The following is a 22,496-nucleotide window of genomic DNA, read 5'->3' as shown; positions in this document are numbered from 1 at the left end:
TTGCCAGAGTTAACGTTTTCCGCTGTGCAGCCAGAATGGCTCCTGCGAAATGGCCTCGTTGCGGAAATGCTCAATCTCAATATGCTGACGGGTTTCGATGGCATGTTTCAGCCCCTGCCAGTTTTCCAGCCATGCCTGCGTTTTGACGTCATCATAGGCACCCGACAGCAGTAGCATGCAGTCGATGTTGCGCGTCAGACGGATCAGCTGGTCGCCGTACTGGTCACCCAGCGGATAAGCAAAGGTGGTTTTCAGCTCTGCGGCATGGCGGGAGAGGTGGATATCCGCGAAACGTTTGAAGTTTTCTGCGATTTTGGTCTGGGCTTTCGCGTCCAGGAAAGTGCGCCAGCCGCGCGTCACCAGAAACTCGGTCAGCGCCAGTTTGGCGGCCGCGGTTTGCGGGCTGTAGATCGCCGTTTGCGCAGACACATCAGAGAGCATCAGCGTTTCAGTTTGTGTCAGCAGATCGCGTAAGTGAGCACTTGCTTTGCGAGGCACGATGCCGCCAAACAGCATCAGAGTATGACGAACCAGACCGATGGCGGCCAGGACGTGGGCTTTTGCGTTTTTCACATTACGCACCCAGAGCTCTTCGTGGTACTGCCACTGCGAAAGCGCCAGCTCCAGAGCCGCCTCCATGCCCTGCTCAACGCTGGCTTTTGGGGCTACGCGTAACACAGGGGTCTCTTTCAGCGCCCGTGGCGCGTTCCCGGCGGCCAGATGATAGCCGCGGGCGGCTTTGCTGAGGCTGCCCTGACGTAAGCCTGACTGACTCACTAGCTTACGCGCCAGCTTCAGCACATCGTTCGTCTCGCCTTCCAGCAGTTCAAGCTCCAGTTCGCAAATTGGCTCCTGGTATTCCCCCGCTTTCACCTCGCCCAAATCAAGGGCGATTTCAATGCGGCTTTTGCCTTCCGTTACCAGCCATTTCTCGCGCCAGAAATCGGTGCTGAACAGCGGCTGCACCTCTGCTGCCAGGGTGGATGGCAGTTCGCCGTTTGGCCACACTTCTGCCGGTAAACGTTCCAGCTCAAGTTCTGGCTGATTGATGTCGATATTGTATTCGGGGCGCTGATGCAAACCGCCCACAACGCGACCGGCGATTTTCATCGTCATCTCGTAGCGCCCGTTCGCGCCGCGGATGCGCAAGCCCATATCATGACGACGCAGCCAGTTGTCCGGCGTTTCGTAATAGATATTGAGCAGCTGTACGGGTTCATGGTGTTCGCCGGACAGCGTTTGCAGATGCTGGCGGAGCGCGTCAACGCTGTCTTTTTCGACGATAAACTTTAATTCGATCTCTTGTGCCATAGCCTTGTACTTTTGCGTGCGTCACAGACGCGTCGATGAAGGCGAACTTCCTCGCCATTTGTTTGTCAGTACATAGTATTTTGCGCCAAATTGCCACGCAATGAGCAATTTGACGGGCGTAAAAAGTTTGCAGCGGCGGCAATCGGGACACAGATGATTCTGATTGATGACGAATCCTTTGCGTAGAGACACTGATGCCACTACTATCGTTCCACTATTTATGAAAATAACGACTGATATGCTTAAATTACGCCTGATTGGACTTACTTTACTCGCTTTTAGCGCCGCGACTGCGGTCCACGCTGAAGAAAAGCGTTACGTTTCTGACGAACTGAACACCTGGGTACGTAGCGGCCCCGGAGATAATTATCGCCTCGTGGGTACGGTAAATGCCGGCGAGGAAGTCACCCTGTTACAGACCAACACCGAGACCAATTATGGTCAGGTTCGCGACAGTTCCGGCCGTACCTCCTGGATCCCACTGAAAGAGCTGAGCACCGTGCCAAGCCTGCGCACCCGCGTGCCGGATCTGGAAAACCAGGTGAAAACCCTCACCGATAAGCTGAACAACATTGACGGTACCTGGAACCAGCGCACCGCTGAAATGCAGCAGAAAGTCGCGCAGAGCGACAGCGTGATTAACGGTCTGAAAGAAGAGAACCAGAAACTGAAGAACGAGCTGATTGTGGCGCAGAAGAAGGTGAATGCCGCTAATCTGCAGCTCGATGACAAACAGCGCACCATCATCATGCAGTGGTTTATGTATGGCGGCGGCGTGCTGGGCGTCGGCCTGGTGCTGGGTCTTGTTCTGCCACACCTGATCCCAAGCCGTAAACGTAAAGACCGCTGGATGAACTAATTCGTCTTCTCTGCCAGACTTACGTATTATCTTGCCAAAAGAGAAAACGGGAGTGTAGGGCGTGAAGAGTTATCTGGTCGGTGGTGCGGTACGTGATGCGTTGTTAGGTCTGCCGGTCAAAGATAAAGACTGGGTGGTGGTAGGCGCCACCCCCGAAGAGATGCTTAACGCGGGCTACCAGCAGGTAGGCCGCGATTTTCCCGTGTTTCTCCATCCGCAAAGCCGGGAAGAGTACGCCCTGGCGCGTACGGAGCGTAAATCCGGTTCCGGCTATACTGGCTTCACTTGCTATGCCGCGCCCGACGTCACGCTGGAGCAGGATCTCCTGCGTCGCGATCTCACCATCAACGCGCTGGCGCAGGACGAGAACGGCCAGATCGTTGATGCTTATGGCGGCCAGGACGATCTGCGCAACCGTCTTTTACGTCACGTCTCCCCGGCGTTTTCGGAAGATCCGCTCCGGGTGCTGCGCGTGGCGCGCTTTGCCGCACGTTACGCCCATCTCAGTTTCCGTATTGCCGATGAGACGATGGCACTGATGACCGCCATGACCAAGGCGGGTGAGCTTGAACACCTGACGCCAGAGCGCGTCTGGAAAGAGACGGAGAACGCCCTCACCACCCGCAACCCACAGGTCTTTTTCCAGGTGCTGCGCGACTGCGGCGCCCTGAAGGTGCTGTTCCCGGAGATAGACGCGTTGTTTGGTGTGCCTGCCCCGGCGAAATGGCACCCGGAAATCGACACTGGCGTGCACACCCTGATGACGCTCAGTATGGCGGCCATGCTCAGCCCGGAGGTGGACGTGCGCTTCTCAACGCTGTGCCACGATCTCGGCAAAGGCTTAACGCCAAAAGAATTCTGGCCTCGCCATCACGGGCACGGCCCGGCTGGGGTGAAGCTGGTCGAGGGGCTGTGCCAGCGCCTGCGGGTGCCGAACGAGATCCGCGATCTGGCGAAACTGGTGGCCGAATTCCACGACCTTATCCACACCTTCCCGATCCTGAAACCGGCCACCATCGTTAAGCTGTTCGATAACATCGACGCCTGGCGTAAACCCCAGCGCGTCGAGCAGATCGCGCTCACCAGCGAGGCTGACGTGCGTGGGCGCACCGGGTTCGAAGCGTGCGACTATCCGCAGGGGCGCTTGCTGCGCGCCGCGTGGGAGGTGGCCAAAGCCGTGCCAACCAAAGAGGTCGTCGAAGCAGGATTTAAAGGCCCGGAAATTCGCGAAGAGCTGACGAAACGGCGGATTCAGGCGGTTTCAGAGTGGAAGGAAAAGCATTGCCCTCAGCCAAAAGACTGAGGGCAGCCGGTCAGAAGAAGACCACGTATACCGCAGCCGCGACGATAAAGCGGTAGATCGCGAACGGGATAAACGAGATACGCTTAATCAGTTGCAGGAAGGTTTTAATGGCAATCAGCGCCACGATAAAGGCGGTGATAAAGCCCACGGCGAACATCGGAATATCGCCCGTGGTGAGAAAACCAATGCTTTTGTAGAGGTCCAGCGCGGTGGCGCCCATCATCATCGGCACCGCCAGCAGGAACGAGAACTCAGATGCCGCGTAACGGCTTACACCCATCAGCATCCCGCCGGAAATCGTTGCTCCTGAACGGGAGAAGCCCGGCCACAGCGCCAGACACTGGAAACAGCCAATGATAAAGGCCTGGCGATACGTCATATCATCCAGACCTTCTGCGCGCGGCGTTTTTGGCTTCAGCACTTCCGCCGCAATCAGCAGGAAACCACCGACCACCAGCGCGTACATCACGTTAATCGGGTTAAACAGCGATTTGATGGTGTCGTGGAAAACCAGCCCCAGCACCACCGCCGGGATCATCCCGAGCAGGATATGAATCAGCGTCAGGCGGCCCTTGCTCTCTCCTTCACGCTGTGGCAAACGCCCGAAGTGGATGCCGATCAGCCCAAACAGACGACGCCAGAACATCACGACCACAGCCAGAATGGAACCCAACTGGATGACCACCTCGAACGTTTTTGCGGTATCGCCTTCAAAGCCCAGCAGGTGGCCAACAATAATCATATGGCCCGTACTGGAAACCGGCAAAAACTCCGTCAATCCTTCGACCACACCCAGAATTGCCGCCACCAGCAGCGAGTGCATATCGCTCATCTATAAACCCCTAAAAAAATATAAAAAAAACGGTCGCCCCAACAGCTACCGTGAAAGATACAGCTTTAAGACCGATATAACCTAAAATGGTTTAGCTATTATGACGTTAAATCTTTCCTTTCAGATTTGTGCCACGCTCAATGATGACCCCCACATTGGCGGCACGCGCCACCGCGCCCGGCTTACTCAGCTTAATGCGCACCCACGGCGAGTTGAATTTGGTCAGCAGTAACTCTGCCACCTCTTCCGCCACGCGCTCCACCAGCGCAAAACGCTGCCCTTCAACGTGGGCGATGACCGTTTCACTAATGTCGGCATAGCTCAGACAGTCATTCACGTCATCACTTTTTGCCGACTTGCGGTTATCCCAGCCCATTTCGATATCGAACACCAGCTTCTGCTCGATGGTCTGTTCCCAGTCGTAAACACCAATAGTGGTGATTACCGAAAGTTGCTCTATAAATACAATATCCATCACGACCTGCCTGCTTTTGGCTAAACCGGATACCACTTCCGGTGAATTATGCGTATTATCCACAGATGCTGAGAATACAGATACATTTTCAAAACGGAACAGCGTTATGAGTGCAATCGCGCCTGGAATGATTCTCCTCGCCTACCTTTGCGGCTCAATCTCCAGCGCCATTCTGGTCTGCCGCATTGCCGGGTTACCTGACCCGCGCGAAAGTGGCTCCGGGAATCCGGGAGCGACCAATGTACTACGAATTGGCGGCAAGGGAGCAGCCGTAGCGGTTTTGATTTTTGACGTTCTGAAAGGGATGTTACCCGTCTGGGGCGCGTATGCGCTGGGCGTGACCCCGTTCTGGCTGGGGCTTATTGCCATCGCCGCCTGTGTCGGCCACATCTGGCCCGTATTCTTCGGTTTTAAAGGCGGCAAAGGCGTCGCGACGGCCTTTGGTGCCATCGCGCCCATCGGCTGGGATCTCACAGGCGTGATGGCAGGCACCTGGCTGCTGACTATTCTTCTGAGCGGCTATTCGTCGCTGGGCGCCATTGTCAGCGCGCTGATTGCCCCATTCTATGTCTGGTGGTTTAAACCCCAGTTCACCTTCCCGGTGTCGATGCTCTCCTGCCTTATCCTGCTGCGTCATCACGATAATATTCAGCGTCTGTGGCGACGTCAGGAGACGAAAATCTGGACGAAGCTCAAGCGAAAGAAAAAAGATCCTGAATAAAGTGCAGCGCCCCTCATTTATCCCGGCAGCGCCGCGCCTGCGCGCCGGGAACGACAAAGTCTTATCCATAAGCGACTCATATGACAGCCTTCATTTCCGCCAGGGCATACTGAAACGTATCTCCCGGGCGCGCGAATGGAAGCACCATGTTAGCAACTCAGGTCACTGATAGTTCGTACAAAGGCTGGCAGGCCTCACTTGACCTGCGGTTTTGCCACACGCCTGAGAAAACCCTCCTCCATGCCGCGCACCACGTCGGGCCGCTCACGGTACAGCGTCCGTTCTACCCCGAAGGGGAAACCTGCCACCTTTATCTGCTGCACCCGCCGGGTGGCGTGGTGGGCGGTGACAGGCTGGATATTACCGTACGTCTGGACGCCAATAGCCACGCGCTTATCACCATGCCCGGCGCCAGTAAGTTCTATCGCAGCAGCGGCCCACAGGCCCGCCTTAACCAGCACTTTTATCTCGATGAGGCGTCCACGCTGGAGTGGCTGCCGCAGGACACCATTATCTTTCCCGGCGCCAATGCCGCGCTGCGCTCCGTCTTCCACCTGAAGGCCTCCAGCACGCTGCTGGCGTGGGAGCTGTACTGTCTGGGTCGCCCGGTGATCGGCGAGACCTTCAGCCACGGCACGCTGGAGAGCCGCCTTGAGGTCTGGGTGGATGACGAGCCACGTCTGATTGAGCGTCAGCATCTCAGCGACGGCGATCTTACCCCTGTTGCCGGGCAGCCGTGGCTCGGTACGCTGCTGTTCTATCCGGCCGGAGAAACGCACCTCGACACGGCGCGTGAGCTGCTCGCACCACTGAATACCTTTGCCGGGGCGACGCTCACTGACGATCTGCTGTCGGTGCGTTTTCTCTCCCACGACAACCTGATTTGCCAGCGGGTGATGCGCGATATCTGGCAGTCGCTTCGCCCGCTTCTCACCACCAAAACCGCCTGTTCGCCGCGTATCTGGCAGACATAAGAGAAACGTTATGGAACTGACCCCCAGAGAAAAAGACAAGCTGTTGCTGTTCACCGCCGCGCTGGTTGCCGAACGCCGCCTTGCGCGCGGGGTAAAGCTCAACTACCCGGAATCGGTCGCGCTGATCAGCGCCTTCATTATGGAAGGCGCGCGCGATGGCGAAACCGTCGCCTCACTGATGGAAGCGGGCCGTCACGTCCTGACGCGCGACCAGGTGATGGAGGGCGTACCGGAGATGATCCCGGATATTCAGGTGGAAGCCACCTTCCCGGACGGGTCAAAACTCGTCACCGTGCATAACCCGATCGTGTAAGGAGCGCGTGATGATCCCAGGCGAATACCAGATCCAGTCCGGCAATATTGCCCTCAACGTCGGGCGAGAAACCCGGCTCATCATCGTCGAAAACCACGGCGACCGGCCTATCCAGGTGGGATCGCACTATCACTTTTACGAGGTGAATCCGGCGCTGAAATTTGACCGGGAAGCCACCCGGGGCTTTCGACTGAATATCCCGGCAGGCACCGCGGTGCGGTTCGAACCCGGCCAGAAGCGCGAAGTGACGCTGGTGAAGGTCACCGGGGCGCAACGCATTTTCGGTTTCCGGGGTGACGTGATGGGAGAAGTGAAAAATGGCTGAGATTTCGCGCCAGGCTTATGCCGATATGTTCGGCCCCACCACCGGCGATAAAGTGCGTTTAGCCGACAGCGAGCTGTGGATCGAAGTCGAAAACGATCTCACCGTCTACGGCGAAGAGGTCAAATTCGGCGGCGGGAAAGTGATCCGCGACGGTATGGGCCAGGGGCAGATGACCGCGGATGACTGCGTGGATCTGGTGCTGACTAACGCGTTGATTGTCGATCACTGGGGGATCGTGAAAGCGGATATCGGCGTGAAGAACGGGCGGATCTTCGCCGTCGGTAAAGCTGGCAACCCGGACATTCAGCCCGGGGTGACGATCCCGATCGGTGCCGCCACGGAAGCGATCGCCGCCGAAGGAAAGATCGTCACCGCTGGCGGGATCGATACTCATATCCACTGGATCTGCCCGCAGCAGGCCGAAGAGGCGCTGGTTTCCGGCGTCACGACGATGATCGGCGGCGGCACAGGTCCCGCGGCAGGGACCAACGCCACCACCTGCACGCCGGGGCCGTGGTATATCGCCCGCATGCTGCAGGCTGCCGATACCCTGCCAGTGAATATCGGCCTGCTGGGCAAAGGCAACGGTTCTAACCCGGATGCCCTGCGCGAGCAGATAGCCGCCGGGGCCATCGGGCTGAAGATCCACGAAGACTGGGGCGCAACGCCTGCGGCCATCAACTGCTCGCTGGAGGTGGCGGAAGAGATGGATATCCAGGTGGCGCTGCACAGCGACACGCTGAACGAATCCGGTTTCGTCGAAGACACGCTGGCGGCCATCGGCGGGCGCACCATCCATACCTTCCACACGGAAGGGGCCGGTGGCGGCCACGCGCCGGATATTATTACCGCCTGTGCGCACCCGAATATTCTGCCCTCCTCCACCAACCCGACCCTGCCCTATACGGTCAATACCATCGATGAACATCTCGATATGCTGATGGTCTGCCACCACCTCGATCCGGATATCGCCGAGGACGTAGCCTTTGCCGAATCGCGCATTCGCCGGGAAACCATCGCCGCGGAGGATGTGCTGCACGATATCGGCGCATTCTCGCTGACCTCCTCTGATTCCCAGGCGATGGGCCGCGTGGGCGAAGTGATTCTCCGCACCTGGCAGGTGGCGCACCGCATGAAGGTGCAGCGCGGCGCACTGCCGGAAGAGACTGGCGATAACGACAACTTTCGCGTGAAGCGCTACATCGCCAAATACACCATTAACCCGGCGCTGACGCACGGTATCGCCCATGAAGTGGGCTCCATCGAAGCGGGTAAGCTGGCGGATTTAGTGGTCTGGTCCCCGGCGTTCTTTGGCGTGAAACCCGCCACCATCGTTAAGGGTGGGATGATTGCCTGCGCTCCGATGGGGGATATCAACGCCTCGATTCCCACGCCGCAACCGGTCCATTATCGTCCGATGTTTGGCGCACTGGGTGCTGCGCGTCACGCCACCCGGCTGACGTTTGTCTCGCAGGCTGCTGACGCGCTGGGAATAACGCAACAGCTCAACCTGCAGAGCGCCACGGCGGTGGTCAAAGGCTGCCGCACGGTGAAAAAGGCCGACATGATCCACAACGGCCTGCAGCCAAATATCACCGTCGATTCGCAAACCTATGAAGTGCGCGTCGACGGCGAACTGATAACCAGCGAACCGGCTGACGTTCTGCCGATGGCGCAACGCTATTTCCTGTTTTGAGGAGTGATGATGATCTATTTAACCCAACGCCTGGACCATGCGCATCCGATTACCGCCAGCGTCACGCTGCCGATTGACGTGCGGGTGAAAAGCCGCGCCCGCGTGGCGCTGAATGACGGGCGCGAAGCCGGGCTCATGCTGCCGCGCGGTTTACTGTTGCGCGGCGGCGACCTGCTCTGTAACGAAGACGGCAGCGAAGTCATCGAAGTGATTGCCGCCCCGGAGTCCGTCTCCGTGGTGCGCTGCGACGATCCGTTCCTCCTCGCCCGCGCCTGCTATCACCTGGGCAACCGCCACGTGCCGCTGCAAATCATGCCCGGTGAGCTGCGCTATCACCACGATCACGTCCTCGACGACATGCTGCGCCAGTTTGGGCTGGGGGTCACCTTCGCCAGCCTGCCGTTTGAACCTGAAGCGGGGGCCTACACCAGCGAAGCCCACAGCCATAGCCACTCTCACGCTCATTCACATTAAGGATTAATCATGCGTAAATATTTACCCCTGTTACTGCTGGCCTTTTCCCTGCCTGCACTGGCACATCCGGGACACGGTGCCGACAGCTTCCATGCTGGTTTTTTCCACCCGCTGACCGGACTTGATCACCTGCTGATGCTCGCCGGTGCGGGCGTGCTCTCCGCGCTGAGCGGCCGCAAGCTGCTGCTGCCTTTTGCCACTCTCGGGATGATGCTTGTCGGTGCCATTGCGGGCAGCCTGCTCGGCGGTTTTAGCGGCATGGAGATGCTGATTATCGCCTCGCTGGGCGTCTGCGGCGTGATGATGTTTAAAACCGAAAATCGTCTGCTGCTGGCGGTGCCTGCCCTGGCAATGTTCCACGGCTGGGCGCACGGGGTGGAGATGTCCGGCCACAGCTTCTGGCTCTTCACCAGCGGCTTTATGCTGGCCAGCGCCACGGTGCTTTGCGCCAGCTTCGCCGCCGGGTTACTGCTGCGCCGTCACGACGGACTGCGTAAAACCTTTGGCGGTGGGCTTATCGTCTCTGCCCTGCTGGCGCTGATGAGCTGATGGAACTCGCCCGCCAGCGGCTGCGTCTGATGCAGCTCTCCAGTAGCAGCCTGCCGGTCGGGTCGTTTACCTGGTCGCAGGGGCTGGAGTGGGCCGTCGAGACAGGCTGGGTTACCGACGCAGAGGCGTTCAAAAACTGGCAAACCCTGCAGATGGAGCAGAGTTTTTTCTGCGTCGACCTGCCGCTATTTGCCCGGCTCTATCGGGCCTGTGAAGAGGGCGATCTGGCGGCAGCAAAACGCTGGACGTCATACCTGCTCGCCTGCCGGGAAACCCGTGAACTGCGGGAAGAAGAACGCAATCGCGGCGCCGCCTTTACGCGGCTCATCAAAAGCTGGGAGCCGGACTGCCCGCCCCTCTGGCAGCCGCTGTTTATGCAAAGCCAGCTCAGCGGCATGGCGTGGCTCGGCGTGCGTTGGGGTATTAGTGCGCACGAGCTGGCTCTGAGTCTGGGCTACAGCTGGATTGAGAGCGCGGTAATGGCCGGCGTCAAGCTGGTACCGTTTGGGCAACAGGCCGCACAACAGTTGATTATCGAACTCAGCGACCATTTTGCCGCCGGGTTTGAACAGGCATTTTTACGTGACGATGAGGCACTGGGCGCGGCGACGCCGCTTTCCGCCATCGCCTCTGCCCGCCACGAAACACAATATTCACGGTTATTCCGTTCCTGAGGATGCAACATGGCTGATTACAAACATCCCCTGCGCGTTGGCGTGGGCGGCCCGGTCGGTTCGGGCAAAACCGCGCTGCTGGAAGCGCTCTGCAAGGCGATGCGCGATACGTATCATCTGGCGGTGGTGACGAACGATATCTACACCAAAGAGGATCAACGCATTCTGACCGAAGCGGGCGCGCTTGAGCCGGAGCGCATTGTGGGCGTAGAGACGGGCGGCTGCCCGCACACCGCCATTCGCGAAGATGCCTCGATGAACCTGGCCGCAGTGGAAGCGCTCAGCGAGAAGTTCGGCAATCTGGATCTGATCTTCGTCGAAAGCGGCGGCGATAACCTGAGCGCCACCTTCAGCCCGGAGCTGGCGGATCTGACGATCTACGTGATCGACGTCGCCGAAGGGGAGAAGATCCCGCGCAAGGGCGGGCCGGGGATCACCAAATCCGATTTTCTGGTGATCAACAAAACCGATCTCGCGCCGTACGTGGGTGCCTCGCTGGAGGTGATGGCGCGCGACACCAACCGCATGCGCGGCGAGCGTCCGTGGGCCTTTACCAACCTGAAAGCGGGTGACGGTCTGGCAACGATTATTGCGTTTCTGGAAGAGAAAGGGATGCTGCGGATCTGAAAAAAGGCCTGGCGCAATGCCAGGCCGTGAGGGTTATTTACAGCTGTTACTGGAAGAACCCTGCTCGCGCCACGCGCCCCACTGGCCGCCGGTTCCCGGGGTTTCCTGACCCGGGTTGACATACCACTGGTTGAACCAAATTTTACCGTTGTAAGAGACTTTGGTGCATTTGGTCGGATAAGCGATTTTGGCGTTATAGGCCGGTGCGGCAGGTTTTACCGGCGTGTCATCTTTTTCCGTGGTGTCGTCTTTCGCGGGTACCGCAGGCTTAGTGACCTTAATGGTCATGCTGTCCGTCGCGGTCCGGCCATCTGCGCCGGTTGTGGTCAGCGTGAAAACCGCTTCTCCTTCGCTGTTGGCAGGAATAACGGCATAGGCATGCGCGCTATCCACGCTCTTCACCAGCGTGCCGTTCAGGTTCGCCTCCAGCGAGAAGGTTTCCGCCCCTTTCGTCACGCTCCAGTTATACGATTTGGCATTCAGGCTCTTGCTGCCATCCAGCGGGTAGGTGCTCACGCCAGTGGTCGGGGAGACCATGGTGTAATCCGCGCCTGCCGCAGCGGTTGGGGCTGGGATCGTCATATCTCCCCCATCTTTTAGCGCCAGAATGCGGGCGACCGCGCGCTCCATATCGGGCTGCGTACCCACTTTCGCAGAGTCACCGTTAGCGATCGGCGTACCCGTTTCAGCAAGAATTTGACGCATCTGCCGCGGCGTGACCGTAATTCCGTGAGCTTTGGCAATGCCCGACAGGCTGGCCACTACGCCCGCCACAATTGGCGTGGCTGACGATGTCCCGCCAAAAGTGCTGGTATAGGTTGCATTAGTCCTGTTATAGAGGTTGCCATAACCGGTTGTGGTGACATCATTACACCCCCTTGAGGAGCTGGTCACGCGCGAACCGTAGGTGCTAAAACTCGCTTTTTTACCGTCTTTTGAGCAGAATGCCCCGGCGATAATCGCACCGGAATCCCGGACGTTAAGATCCCACTTGCCGTTAAAGGCTGGCGAATCCAGGTTGATGTTTCCGTTGGCTGCGGAGGTAATAACAAACACGCCTTTATCGGTCAGCGCCTTAATGACGTTATAGTAACTGTCCAGCCATTCAATGGGGATATAACAATTTTTGGTACAGGTTCCTGCGATTTCACCGCCGTAGGTCTGCATGTTTAGCGAGACAACATCCCCCGCTTTTAATAGGGGAATAACGTTATAGAGGTTGGACGCCGGCCAGGCCGCATAACCTATCTTACTTTTATCACTTAACCCACGAACGCCGCTGCCAATATCCCGCGCAGCGAGGATCCCGACAGAAGCTGTATTATGTTCCCGTTCACTGCAGGTAACCTCATTGGGCCCCTTCACGAACGCCATTGGCGGTAAATTCACATGGTTAGTATTCCAGCCGCAGTTTTCAGAGGAAACAATGGTGATGTCTTCACCTTCATTGCCTTTATACTGATTTACACTGTCGCGGTTTACCCCACCCATATAATAACCCACACGCTTATCTGTAGGGGCTTTTAAATAATCCTGCTGATCGCGAAAATCGGGTACTGATACCGCACCGAGATTATTATTTACCGTTGACTTCAGTTTAGCCGAAGTCTGCTCAGTTTCTTGAAATACGGGCAACGCTTCTGGAGAAACAGACTCGACATCCTGATTCTGTTCAAGCGCGGTAATAATATTCTCGATATAGTTTCGATCCTGCTTTTTGTCCGCAGGCAAAGTAATACGTAGATAGCGATCAAAACCATAGCGCTCGTTCAGTTTGGCCAGTTCGGCGGCACGTTCACTACTTAGGTTCTCCGCATGATACATACGGGTGGCAACCAAAGCGGGATCATGAAGTTTCAGCTGATAGGTTTTGGCTTTTCCTGGCTTGAGCTTAACGACAATGGCATCATACGAAACGCCCTGCAGCACCTGCGGTTGTTCCTGTTGTACGGATGGTCCGGTTTGCGCATACGCAGTGCAGGTAATGGCTGCACAGACTAATATTGATAAGATACTTTTTTTCATTTTTGTCAATATTCCTTTATGACATGGAGAGTAGATTTTCATTTTCAAAAATAAATTAAAATGCCAACAGGAACTATTAGAGAACTCTTTTAATTAATAAGATAATTCTGCATAGCGATATTCTCCAACCAGAAACATTTACGATCGCATGTCAATAAACAAAAAGAATAAAAATATCCTCAATACTATTTTGAGATTTCAACGAGAAGCATTCGCGAATATTTTAAAATTAAAATATCTTTTAAAGGACAATCAATATCCGCGGGCGGTTTGTACACTATCCCTCTTTTACACTGGAGATTGCGATGTTAATAAAGATTGTCATAGCCGATGAGCATCCTCTGATTCGTCGGGGCATTCACGCAATGCTTGAGGGTATTGGCAATTCCGATGCAGCTCCAGCCTATTTGCTGGCAGGAGAAGCCGGGTCGACACACGCGCTGTTCACGTTACTGACGCAGACAACGCCAGAAATCCTGCTGCTTGGTTATACGCTCAACACCTCACAGACCTTAGGCCGCGCTGGGGAGGTAAGCGGGCTGGAACTGGTTAAAGGGCTTAGCCAGAAATACCCCGCGCTAAAGATTGTCCTGGTGGCGTCGTATAAAAGCCCACAGCTTATTCGCATGGCGATAGAGGCAGGTGCGAAGGCCTATATTAGTCACACCATTAGCGAGAAGACATTACAGGATGCGCTCGCGTGCGTGATGAAAGATGAAGTTTATATAGAGCCCACGCTAGTGAAAGGGTTTCTTCAAAGCGAGGCGTCGCTTTCAGCCCGAGAAATTGAAGTGCTGCGTTTACTCTGTAAATGGGGAAACCTGACGGATGTTTCGCGTCAGATGCACTTAAGCATCAAAACCGTCAGCGCACATAAAATACGGGCAATGGAGAAACTGCATGTAAAAAATGATTGTCAGCTTTACTACCTGCTTGCGAGAACCCGGATGTTTGAGATTGTTTTCTGACATCCGGGATAACGACTCAGGCTGCAGGTAATTCCGCCAGCGGCCAGCGTGGACGTACGGAGACGCTCAGATCCGCCGTTGCGCCAGCGTTCAGGCGCACCATCCCGGCGTAGGCGATCATCGCCCCGTTATCAGTACAGAATTCCGGGCGCGCATAAAACACTTCCCCGCGACGCTTTTGCATCATCTCCGCCAGCTTCGCACGCAGCGTACGGTTAGCGCTGACGCCACCCGCCATCACCAGGCGCTTAAAGCCGGTCTGATCCAGCGCGCGTTTACACTTGATCATCAGCGTATCGACCACCGCATCTTCGAATGCGCGAGCGATGTCCGCACGGGTCTGCTCGCTGTCATCGTTATTGCGGATGGTATTGGCGGCGAAGGTTTTCAGGCCGGAGAAGCTGAAATCCAGCCCCGGACGGTCGGTCATTGGACGCGGGAAGACAAAACGCCCTTCCGTGCCTTGCGACGCCATTTTCGAGAGCATCGGGCCGCCCGGGTAATCCAGACCCAGCAGCTTAGCGGTTTTGTCGAAGGCTTCTCCGGCAGCGTCATCAATCGACTCGCCCAGCAGTTCATACTTGCCAATACCCGTCACGCTAATCAGCTGGGTATGGCCGCCAGAGACCAGCAGCGCCACAAACGGGAATTCGGGCGGATTCTCTTCCAGCATCGGTGCCAGAAGATGCCCTTCCATATGGTGAACCGGAATGGCAGGAACATCCCACGCGAAGGCCAGGGAACGGCCCACCGTCGCACCGACCAGCAGCGCGCCGACCAGACCCGGGCCTGCCGTGTAGGCGACGGCATCAATATCAGTTGAGCTCAATCCGGCCTCTTTCAGCGCCGCCTGAATCAGGGGAACCGTTTTACGCACGTGGTCACGAGAGGCCAGTTCAGGCACGACGCCGCCGTAGTCAGCATGCAATTTCACCTGACTATACAGTTGGTTGGCCAGAAGCCCTTTTTCGTCGTCGTAAATGGCGATGCCGGTTTCATCGCAGGATGTTTCAATACCCAGTACACGCATGACTTGTTTTACCTCGTTTCAGTACCGCGCAGTGTAGAGCCTGGGCGGGTTGATGTAAAACTTTGTTCGCCCCAGGACATCCGCTCGTGTATACTCTTCCCCCTTATAAAAGTCCCTTTCAAAAACGCGTCGGTGCTTTACAAAGCAGCAGCATTTGCAGTAAAATTCCGCACCATTTTGAAATAAGCTGGCGTTGATGCCAGCGGCAAACCGAATTTATCAAAGGTGAGAGTTACATGCCGGTAATTAAAGTACGTGAAAACGAGCCGTTCGACGTAGCACTGCGTCGCTTCAAACGTTCATGCGAGAAAGCAGGTGTTCTGGCTGAAGTTCGTCGTCGTGAGTTCTATGAAAAACCAACGACTGAACGTAAGCGCGCTAAAGCTTCTGCAGTGAAACGTCACGCGAAGAAACTGGCTCGCGAAAACGCACGCCGTACTCGTCTGTACTAATCCGTTGAGGGCGACAGTCCTCAATTGACAGACAGAGTAATAGTCGTAAGGCCGTGCTTCCGGAAGGAATGCGCGGCTTGTTTTCGTTTATGAGTTGCTAAAAACTTTTGGGGCATATGGCCGGACGAATCCCACGCGTTTTCATCAATGACCTGCTGGCAAGAACCGACATCGTCGATCTTATCGACGCGCGGGTAAAGCTGAAAAAGCAGGGCAAGAACTACCATGCGTGCTGTCCTTTCCATAACGAAAAAACCCCCTCCTTCACCGTCAACGGTGAAAAGCAGTTTTACCATTGCTTCGGCTGTGGCGCACACGGTAATGCCGTCGATTTTTTAATGAACTACGACAAGCTCGAGTTTGTTGAAACCGTCGAAGAGCTGGCGGCGATGCACAACCTTGAAGTGCCGTATGAAGCGGGCAGTGGACCAAGCCAGATAGAGCGCCATCAGCGTCAAACGCTGTATCAACTGATGGATGGCCTGAATTCGTTTTACCAACAGTCTCTTAAGCACTCTGCGGCTGAGCCTGCGCGTCAGTATCTGAACAAGCGCGGACTGAGCGACGATGTCATTGCGCGTTTCGCTATTGGTTACGCCCCGCCCGGCTGGGACAACGTGTTAAAGCGTTTTGGCGGCAATAGCGAAGATCGTAAATCGTTGATCGACGCAGGTATGCTGGTCACCAACGACCAGGGACGAAGCTACGACCGCTTCCGCGAACGGGTGATGTTCCCGATCCGCGACAAGCGTGGCCGGGTGATTGGTTTTGGTGGTCGCGTGCTGGGTGATGCCCTGCCCAAGTACCTCAACTCCCCGGAAACCGACATTTTCCATAAGGGCCGTCAGCTTTACGGTCTTTATGAGGCGCAGCAGGCAAATGCGGAACCTCCGCGCCTTCTCGTCGTCGAAGGGTATATGGATGTCGTTGCGCTGGCGCAGTATGACATCAATTACGCGGTGGCCTCGTTGGGCACGTCCACCACGGCCGATCATATTCAGCTGCTGTTTCGGGTGACCAACAACGTCATCTGCTGCTACGACGGTGACCGCGCAGGGCGCGATGCCGCCTGGCGTGCGCTGGAAACTGCGCTACCTTATATGACCGACGGGCGGCAGTTACGCTTTATGTTCCTGCCCGACGGTGAAGACCCGGATACGCTGGTGCGTAAAGAGGGCAAAGCGGCGTTTGAAGCGCGGATGGAGCAGGCTCAGCCGCTCTCCACGTTCTTGTTTAACAGCCTGATGCCGCAGGTTGATTTAAGTACCCCTGACGGGCGCGCGCAGCTCAGCACGCTGGCGCTGCCGTTAATCAGCCAGGTGCCCGGCGAAACGCTGCGCATCTATCTGCGTCAGGAGTTAGGCAACAAGCTCGGCATTCTGGATGACAGCCAGCTTGAACGTTTAATGCCAAAACAGGCTGAAAACGGCACGGTTCGCCCCGCGCCTCAGCTAAAACGCACAACCATGCGTATACTGATAGGGTTACTGGTCCAAAACCCCGCACTTGCACCGCAAGTGCCATCGCTGGCGGGTTTGAACCACGAAAAATTGCCCGGGCTTGGCTTATTTTCAGAACTGGTCAACACATGTTTGTCTCAGCCAGGTCTGACCACCGGACAACTTTTAGAACATTATCGCGGCACAAAAGAGGCCGCTACCCTTGAAAAATTGTCGATGTGGGACGATATAGCAGATAAGGACATTGCAGAAAAAACGTTCACCGACTCACTCAACCATATGTTTGATTCGATGCTCGAGCTGCGCCAGGAAGAGTTGATTGCTCGCGAGCGCACACACGGTTTGAGCAGCGAAGAACGCCGGGAGCTCTGGATGATAAACCAGGAACTGGCGAAGAAATAAGCAAAAAGACAAAAGTATTTAACGGCTTAAGTGCCGAATATCGATCGGGAAGCCCCCGGCAGCCGCACTGAGAGGCAGCGGCAAAAATATAAGTACGCCCTCGCTTTAAAGGTTGGCAAACCATCGCCGACACCAATCAAACGAATTAAGTGTGGATACCGTCTTATGGAGCAAAACCCGCAGTCACAGCTGAAACTTCTTGTCCAACGTGGTAAGGAGCAAGGCTATCTGACCTATGCCGAGGTCAATGACCATCTGCCGGAAGATATCGTCGATTCAGATCAAATCGAAGACATCATCCAAATGATCAATGACATGGGCATTCAGGTGATGGAAGAAGCACCGGATGCCGATGATCTGTTGCTGGCTGAAACCTCCAACAACACTGACGAAGATGCGGAAGAAGCTGCTGCACAGGTACTGTCCAGCGTGGAATCTGAAATCGGGCGTACCACTGACCCGGTCCGCATGTACATGCGCGAAATGGGTACCGTTGAACTGTTGACCCGCGAAGGCGAAATTGACATCGCAAAACGCATTGAAGACGGGATCAACCAGGTACAGTGCTCTGTTGCTGAGTACCCGGAAGCGATCACCTATCTGCTGGAGCAGTACGATCGTGTTGAAGCGGAAGAAGCGCGTCTGTCCGATCTGATCACCGGTTTTGTCGACCCGAACGCTGAAGAAGATATGGCGCCAACCGCCACTCACGTCGGTTCTGAACTGTCTCAGGAAGAGATGGATGACGACGAAGACGAAGATGAAGAAGAGAGCGATGACGACAGCGCCGATGATGACAACAGCATCGACCCGGAACTGGCTCGTGAGAAGTTCGCCGAACTGCGTACCCAGTACGAAGTGACGCGTGACACCATCAAAGCCAAAGGTCGCAGTCACGCTGCTGCCCAGGAAGAGATCCTGAAACTGTCTGAAGTCTTCAAACAGTTCCGCCTGGTGCCAAAACAGTTCGACTACCTGGTGAACAGCATGCGCGTGATGATGGATCGCGTACGTACCCAGGAACGCATCATCATGAAGCTGTGCGTTGAGCAGTGCAAAATGCCGAAGAAGAACTTCATCACCCTCTTCACCGGCAACGAAACCAGCGAAACCTGGTTCAACGCGGCTATCGCGATGAACAAACCGTGGTCTGAAAAACTGCACGACGTGAAAGAAGACGTGCATCGCGGTCTGCAGAAGCTGCAGCAGATTGAAGAAGAGACCGGCCTGACCATCGAGCAGGTGAAAGACATCAACCGTCGTATGTCCATCGGTGAAGCGAAAGCCCGTCGTGCGAAGAAAGAGATGGTTGAAGCAAACTTACGTCTGGTTATCTCTATCGCCAAGAAATACACCAACCGCGGTCTGCAGTTCCTGGATCTGATTCAGGAAGGCAACATCGGTCTGATGAAAGCGGTAGATAAGTTTGAATACCGTCGTGGTTACAAGTTCTCCACCTATGCGACCTGGTGGATCCGTCAGGCAATTACCCGCTCTATCGCGGATCAGGCGCGCACCATCCGTATTCCGGTGCATATGATTGAGACCATCAACAAGCTCAACCGTATTTCCCGCCAGATGCTGCAGGAGATGGGTCGCGAGCCGACGCCGGAAGAGCTGGCTGAACGCATGCTGATGCCGGAAGACAAGATCCGTAAAGTGCTGAAGATCGCCAAAGAGCCAATCTCCATGGAAACACCAATCGGTGATGATGAAGATTCGCATCTGGGTGATTTCATCGAGGATACCACCCTCGAGCTGCCGCTGGACTCTGCCACCACCGAGAGCCTGCGTGCTGCCACGCACGACGTTCTGGCTGGCCTGACCGCCCGTGAAGCGAAAGTACTGCGTATGCGTTTTGGTATTGATATGAACACCGACCACACGCTGGAAGAAGTGGGTAAACAGTTTGACGTTACCCGCGAACGTATCCGTCAGATCGAAGCGAAGGCGCTGCGTAAACTGCGCCATCCGAGCCGCTCTGAAGTGCTGCGTAGCTTCCTGGACGATTAATCCAGATAAACAGCAAAAAGCTCCCAATCGGGAGCTTTTTTTTTGTTTATTCCCTCTCCCTGTGAGAGAGGGCCAGGACGAGGCATCAGGCCGCAGAGCCCCCTAAAGCCCCCGCACCACCAGCGCCTCGTCGAGCTCCCTGTAAGCTTCCACCAGTTTATCCAGCGTTGCCCTGTTAAGTCCGCTCGGGTTTGGCAGCACCCATACCTGCGTCACGCCGATGGTGATGGCCTGTTTCCCCCATTTCACCCCGCGCTGGCTGAACGCCTGCTCATAGGCCTGTTTCCCCAGAATCGCCAGCGCGGCAGGCTGGTAGTCTTCGATCTTCTTAATCAGTTCCCGCCCGCCAGTGCGCAGTTCATGCAGGTTGACTTCGCTCGCCTGCACGGTTGGTCTCTCCACCAGCATGGTGATCCCGCAGCGCGTATCCAGCAGATGCTGCTCCTCTTCAGGCTTGAGTAACCGGTCGGTAAAGCCGGCCTGGTAGATCACTTTCCAGAAGCGGTTCCCCGGATGAGCAAAGTGAAAACCGGTATGCGCCGAGGATTTACCGGGGTTGATCCCACAGAACACCACCCGTAATCCCGGGGCCAGAATATCGTTGATCATATTTACTCCCGATTGATACATCATCATGGAAGTATAAAGGATTGATTATGCGTTGTTTATAAAAACAGCAGGCGGGTGTGAATGGCTGGATTGCTGCGGGGAGTTACATTATAATCCACCGCCACGGCCCCTTAGCTCAGTGGTTAGAGCAGGCGACTCATAATCGCTTGGTCGCTGGTTCAAGTCCAGCAGGGGCCACCAAATTTTAGCTTTAGAATCATATAATTAAGCCACTCACATGAGTGGCTTTTTTGTTGGCTTAATTTTCAGTGGCGATGAAATGGCGGTAAATTTATAAAGCGACTTTCCTCAGTGCATAAAAAAACCGCACAGGGCGGGCACTTAGCAGGAATTTATCACAGCCATAATGGCCGCTGACCACCAACAGTCGGGTGAGGTGGAGCAGGAGTTATGGGTCCAGGTGTAACAATAAAACGCTTGACCGACTCCATCGTCGCAAATGTACAGCTGCAATTTATATTTGTGTATTGATGATAGCGTTCTTTAGTATTCTCACTTAAATATCTACTCGTACGAGAATGCGCTGCGTGCTGGCACTTACGACAATGGAACATCATCAAGCCCTCGACTCACAATAAGTGAATAAATGACACTCAATTTTTCACAATTTGAGAATGCTTTATTTATTCATCTCTTCATTAACATACTCCACATCCGACACTTTAACCTCAAGCTCTAAGCCCGTCGTGTAGCCGCTCCCGTTAAGGTAGTGCACCACCCAACTGATTATCCAAGCTTGCTCGTCTATAATGCGCTTAAAGCCTCTGACCGCTATCGGTGTCTCAGGAAATAAATCAGCACGACCAATTGCCAGCGAGATTGAAAACTCCGCGACTCCGCGCTGAATTTTGTCCCACTTCGCCTGAGCTGCACGCATGGCCTGCGCCTTTGTCGCGTAGATGGTCGTCAGCTCCGGCACGTTCTCAGACTCACCGACCATATACTCGCCCTCGCGCGTCTCCTGCTCTTTTTTGGCTCTGGCCTTTTACGTGGTTTTTGTCGCTTTTGGATGTTGCAGCGCGCGCAGGTGCTGCTCCTTCGGCTTGCGCTTGAGCTTCACCTTTTGCTTTTGGGGCTTCGGGTCTTTTGTGTGTGGCCATTTCGCCGTTACGCCGGTGTAGGCTTCGCGGTCAGCAATCGCAAACTGATGACGGTCCCCGTTCCCGCCATCGAGCCGGTAATTTTCGCATCGAGCAACGCACCGACCATCGCGGCGATTTGCTCGATACTGACCCCGGCATTTTTCGCCACCGGTGCGGCATAGGGCAGCGCATCACTCAGCCCATCAAAGTCGGCGGCGGTTTTGTTCATCGTCATCGACAGCACGTCGCCAATGTGGGCGATCTGGTCGTTGGAAAGCTGGAACGCAGATTTCATCCCTGTCAGCAGGGCGGCGTTTTCCTCCATTGAGCGCTGATTCGACAGCGCCATATTCAGCGTGACCGGCGTCGCCGCCTGAATGGCATCAGCATCCCCGCCACTTTTGGCGATGATGATTTGTGCACTCGCTGCGTCGTCCGCAGATGCGGCGGTATTGTGACCGAGCAGTCTGGCCTGTTTGCGTAACGCCTCCATTTCCGGCGACTGTTTGTCGACCCCGAGCACGGCTTGCAGCTCAGAGTTTTTCTGTGCAAACGAATAGCAGGCATCAGCAGTTTTACCCCGGCCATGGTGCCAGCCGTGGCTATACCTGTACCCGCCGCGCCAGCCGCCGCCATGCTACCGGCCATATTCTTTCCGGCCTGATAGCACTCTTTAACCCGGCTCAGCTTTTCCTGTTGCTGACTGACCCGGGCCAGCGCCTCACGTTTCCGGTTAAGCTGCGCAGTTGTCTCACTAATGCTGGTTTTAAGGCGACGCTCGTCAGCCGACAACGTGCGGGTGTTTATCCCGGCCTGTGCAAGCTCGGTGCGCTGGCGCTGTACCGACTGCCTGAGCCCGTGCAGGTCAGCGGCGGATTTTTTTGCCGCCTCCATCGCGCGCGCCTGCGCTTTGGTGGGGTTTTCCGTGTTTTTAAACTGGACGGCCAGCGCTGCGGCCTCCTGTTTCGCTTTGTTAAGCGACTGACCGGTCACGGCAAGCTGTGCGCTCGCTTTCCAGAATCCGTCAATTCGGGACGCCTGCGCGTTAAGGTCGCGCAGGGTCGTCTGTGAGTTGCGGATATCGCCAGCGAGGGATTTGCTGGCGTTCTGGATAGCTTTTAGTGGTCGGCTTGCCCGGTCTACTGCGTTAAGCAGCACCTCGATCCTGACGTTATTGCTCATAGTGGTTTCCGCTTCGCTGTAGCGCCTTGTCGCGCCATGTGAGGAGCTCGGTCACGCTCAGGGAATACAGCTCTGATGGCGGCCAGTGAAAAATCACCGCGATATCCGCCATCAGGTCA

23 protein-coding genes, 1 tRNA gene and 2 pseudogenes are annotated in these 22,496 nt (G+C 55.8%); 16 read left to right on the top strand and 10 right to left on the bottom strand.

The window, feature by feature from the left end; all coding sequences use genetic code 11:
- Nucleotides 1-9 precede the first annotated feature (9 nt).
- Nucleotides 10-1,311 (bottom strand): CYTH domain-containing protein, encoded by a 1,302-nt coding sequence (locus AC2FAK_RS11000; protein ID WP_023620519.1) that lies wholly within the window; start codon nucleotides 1,309-1,311, stop codon nucleotides 10-12.
- A gap of 238 nt (nucleotides 1,312-1,549) precedes the next feature.
- Here AC2FAK_RS11000 and AC2FAK_RS10995 point away from each other — a divergent pair, with 238 nt between their 5' ends.
- Both AC2FAK_RS10995 and AC2FAK_RS10990 read left to right on the top strand, forming a co-directional pair.
- Nucleotides 1,550-2,170: a TIGR04211 family SH3 domain-containing protein gene (locus tag AC2FAK_RS10995; RefSeq protein WP_013098761.1), complete on the top strand. Its 621-nt coding sequence runs from the start codon at nucleotides 1,550-1,552 to the stop codon at nucleotides 2,168-2,170.
- Between the two features lie 61 nt (nucleotides 2,171-2,231).
- The gene (locus AC2FAK_RS10990; RefSeq protein ID WP_045902672.1) at nucleotides 2,232-3,473 is read left to right on the top strand and encodes a multifunctional CCA addition/repair protein; all 1,242 of its coding nucleotides are present in this window, start codon (nucleotides 2,232-2,234) and stop codon (nucleotides 3,471-3,473) included.
- Between the two features lie 10 nt (nucleotides 3,474-3,483).
- On the opposite strand, the gene bacA is transcribed toward AC2FAK_RS10990, so the two are convergent.
- A complete protein-coding gene (gene bacA / locus AC2FAK_RS10985; protein ID WP_014833310.1) occupies nucleotides 3,484-4,305 on the bottom strand; it encodes an undecaprenyl-diphosphate phosphatase in 822 nt (273 codons plus the stop codon).
- A 106-nt stretch (nucleotides 4,306-4,411) separates the two neighbouring features.
- The gene (gene folB, locus AC2FAK_RS10980; RefSeq protein ID WP_013098764.1) at nucleotides 4,412-4,780 is read right to left on the bottom strand and encodes a bifunctional dihydroneopterin aldolase/7,8-dihydroneopterin epimerase; all 369 of its coding nucleotides are present in this window, start codon (nucleotides 4,778-4,780) and stop codon (nucleotides 4,412-4,414) included.
- Nucleotides 4,781-4,886: 106 nt separating this feature from the next.
- Between folB and plsY the strand changes: the two genes are divergently transcribed.
- The 9 genes from plsY (at nucleotide 4,887) to ureG (ending at nucleotide 11,133) form a co-directional block, all read left to right on the top strand.
- Nucleotides 4,887-5,501, top strand: a complete 615-nt coding sequence (gene plsY / locus AC2FAK_RS10975; RefSeq protein ID WP_014833311.1) for a glycerol-3-phosphate 1-O-acyltransferase PlsY — start codon at nucleotides 4,887-4,889, stop codon at nucleotides 5,499-5,501.
- A 146-nt stretch (nucleotides 5,502-5,647) separates the two neighbouring features.
- The gene (locus tag AC2FAK_RS10970; protein WP_094915923.1) at nucleotides 5,648-6,475 is read left to right on the top strand and encodes an urease accessory protein UreD; all 828 of its coding nucleotides are present in this window, start codon (nucleotides 5,648-5,650) and stop codon (nucleotides 6,473-6,475) included.
- A 10-nt stretch (nucleotides 6,476-6,485) separates the two neighbouring features.
- Nucleotides 6,486-6,788: an urease subunit gamma gene (locus AC2FAK_RS10965; RefSeq protein WP_003862556.1), complete on the top strand. Its 303-nt coding sequence runs from the start codon at nucleotides 6,486-6,488 to the stop codon at nucleotides 6,786-6,788.
- 10 nt (nucleotides 6,789-6,798) lie between these two features.
- On the top strand, nucleotides 6,799-7,113 hold the full coding sequence (locus tag AC2FAK_RS10960) for an urease subunit beta (protein WP_013098767.1): 315 nt from the start codon (nucleotides 6,799-6,801) through the stop codon (nucleotides 7,111-7,113).
- Nucleotides 7,106-8,809: an urease subunit alpha gene (gene ureC, locus AC2FAK_RS10955; protein ID WP_095454888.1), complete on the top strand. Its 1,704-nt coding sequence runs from the start codon at nucleotides 7,106-7,108 to the stop codon at nucleotides 8,807-8,809. The genes AC2FAK_RS10960 and ureC overlap by 8 nt, the downstream gene beginning before the upstream one ends.
- Before the next feature lie 9 nt (nucleotides 8,810-8,818).
- Complete coding sequence (gene ureE / locus AC2FAK_RS10950; protein ID WP_095454887.1) at nucleotides 8,819-9,283, top strand: urease accessory protein UreE; 465 nt, start codon at nucleotides 8,819-8,821, stop codon at nucleotides 9,281-9,283.
- Nucleotides 9,284-9,292: 9 nt separating this feature from the next.
- Nucleotides 9,293-9,832: a HupE/UreJ family protein gene (locus AC2FAK_RS10945; protein WP_020689458.1), complete on the top strand. Its 540-nt coding sequence runs from the start codon at nucleotides 9,293-9,295 to the stop codon at nucleotides 9,830-9,832.
- Nucleotides 9,832-10,506: an urease accessory protein UreF gene (locus AC2FAK_RS10940; RefSeq protein WP_013098771.1), complete on the top strand. Its 675-nt coding sequence runs from the start codon at nucleotides 9,832-9,834 to the stop codon at nucleotides 10,504-10,506. The genes AC2FAK_RS10945 and AC2FAK_RS10940 overlap by 1 nt, the downstream gene beginning before the upstream one ends.
- 9 nt (nucleotides 10,507-10,515) lie before the next feature.
- Nucleotides 10,516-11,133 (top strand): urease accessory protein UreG, encoded by a 618-nt coding sequence (ureG, locus tag AC2FAK_RS10935; RefSeq protein ID WP_023620524.1) that lies wholly within the window; start codon nucleotides 10,516-10,518, stop codon nucleotides 11,131-11,133.
- Nucleotides 11,134-11,166: 33 nt separating this feature from the next.
- On the opposite strand, the gene AC2FAK_RS10930 is transcribed toward ureG, so the two are convergent.
- On the bottom strand, nucleotides 11,167-13,158 hold the full coding sequence (locus tag AC2FAK_RS10930) for a S8 family peptidase (RefSeq protein WP_023620525.1): 1,992 nt from the start codon (nucleotides 13,156-13,158) through the stop codon (nucleotides 11,167-11,169).
- Nucleotides 13,159-13,463: 305 nt separating this feature from the next.
- Between AC2FAK_RS10930 and AC2FAK_RS10925 the strand changes: the two genes are divergently transcribed.
- Entirely contained in the window at nucleotides 13,464-14,126 is a 663-nt protein-coding gene (locus AC2FAK_RS10925) for a LuxR C-terminal-related transcriptional regulator (protein ID WP_095454886.1), read from the top strand.
- Between the two features lie 16 nt (nucleotides 14,127-14,142).
- Here the strand turns inward: AC2FAK_RS10925 and tsaD are convergent, their stop codons facing one another.
- Nucleotides 14,143-15,156, bottom strand: coding sequence for a tRNA (adenosine(37)-N6)-threonylcarbamoyltransferase complex transferase subunit TsaD (tsaD, locus tag AC2FAK_RS10920; RefSeq protein ID WP_023620527.1), 1,014 nt, complete (start codon nucleotides 15,154-15,156; stop codon nucleotides 14,143-14,145).
- A gap of 236 nt (nucleotides 15,157-15,392) precedes the next feature.
- Between tsaD and rpsU the strand changes: the two genes are divergently transcribed.
- The 3 genes from rpsU (at nucleotide 15,393) to rpoD (ending at nucleotide 19,483) form a co-directional block, all read left to right on the top strand.
- The gene (gene rpsU, locus AC2FAK_RS10915; protein WP_001144069.1) at nucleotides 15,393-15,608 is read left to right on the top strand and encodes a 30S ribosomal protein S21; all 216 of its coding nucleotides are present in this window, start codon (nucleotides 15,393-15,395) and stop codon (nucleotides 15,606-15,608) included.
- A gap of 116 nt (nucleotides 15,609-15,724) precedes the next feature.
- A complete protein-coding gene (gene dnaG / locus AC2FAK_RS10910; protein WP_095454885.1) occupies nucleotides 15,725-17,470 on the top strand; it encodes a DNA primase in 1,746 nt (581 codons plus the stop codon).
- A 165-nt stretch (nucleotides 17,471-17,635) separates the two neighbouring features.
- On the top strand, nucleotides 17,636-19,483 hold the full coding sequence (gene rpoD / locus AC2FAK_RS10905) for an RNA polymerase sigma factor RpoD (protein ID WP_013098777.1): 1,848 nt from the start codon (nucleotides 17,636-17,638) through the stop codon (nucleotides 19,481-19,483).
- Nucleotides 19,484-19,585: 102 nt separating this feature from the next.
- On the opposite strand, the gene mug is transcribed toward rpoD, so the two are convergent.
- A complete protein-coding gene (gene mug / locus AC2FAK_RS10900) occupies nucleotides 19,586-20,092 on the bottom strand; it encodes a G/U mismatch-specific DNA glycosylase (RefSeq protein ID WP_020689452.1) in 507 nt (168 codons plus the stop codon).
- 125 nt (nucleotides 20,093-20,217) lie between these two features.
- On the opposite strand from mug, the gene AC2FAK_RS10895 reads away from it, so the two are divergent.
- A tRNA-Ile gene (locus AC2FAK_RS10895) sits at nucleotides 20,218-20,293 on the top strand.
- Between the two features lie 155 nt (nucleotides 20,294-20,448).
- Here AC2FAK_RS10895 and AC2FAK_RS10890 read toward each other — a convergent pair.
- The 4 genes and pseudogenes from AC2FAK_RS10890 to AC2FAK_RS10875 form a co-directional block, all read right to left on the bottom strand.
- A complete protein-coding gene (locus AC2FAK_RS10890; protein ID WP_095454884.1) occupies nucleotides 20,449-20,667 on the bottom strand; it encodes a DNA-binding transcriptional regulator in 219 nt (72 codons plus the stop codon).
- A 65-nt stretch (nucleotides 20,668-20,732) separates the two neighbouring features.
- Nucleotides 20,733-21,287: pseudogene (locus tag AC2FAK_RS10885) on the bottom strand (phage late control D family protein); the annotation flags it as partial.
- Nucleotides 21,239-22,377 (bottom strand): annotated as a pseudogene (locus AC2FAK_RS10880) (phage tail tape measure protein); the annotation flags it as partial. The pseudogenes AC2FAK_RS10885 and AC2FAK_RS10880, both read right to left, overlap by 49 nt.
- Entirely contained in the window at nucleotides 22,367-22,489 is a 123-nt protein-coding gene (locus AC2FAK_RS10875; protein WP_017382998.1) for a GpE family phage tail protein, read from the bottom strand. The pseudogene AC2FAK_RS10880 and the gene AC2FAK_RS10875, both read right to left, overlap by 11 nt.
- Nucleotides 22,490-22,496: the final 7 nt, after the last annotated feature.

The sequence above is a fragment of the Enterobacter cloacae complex sp. 394F7 genome (assembly GCF_057320385.1).
This window is presented reverse-complemented; position numbering and strand designations above follow the sequence as displayed.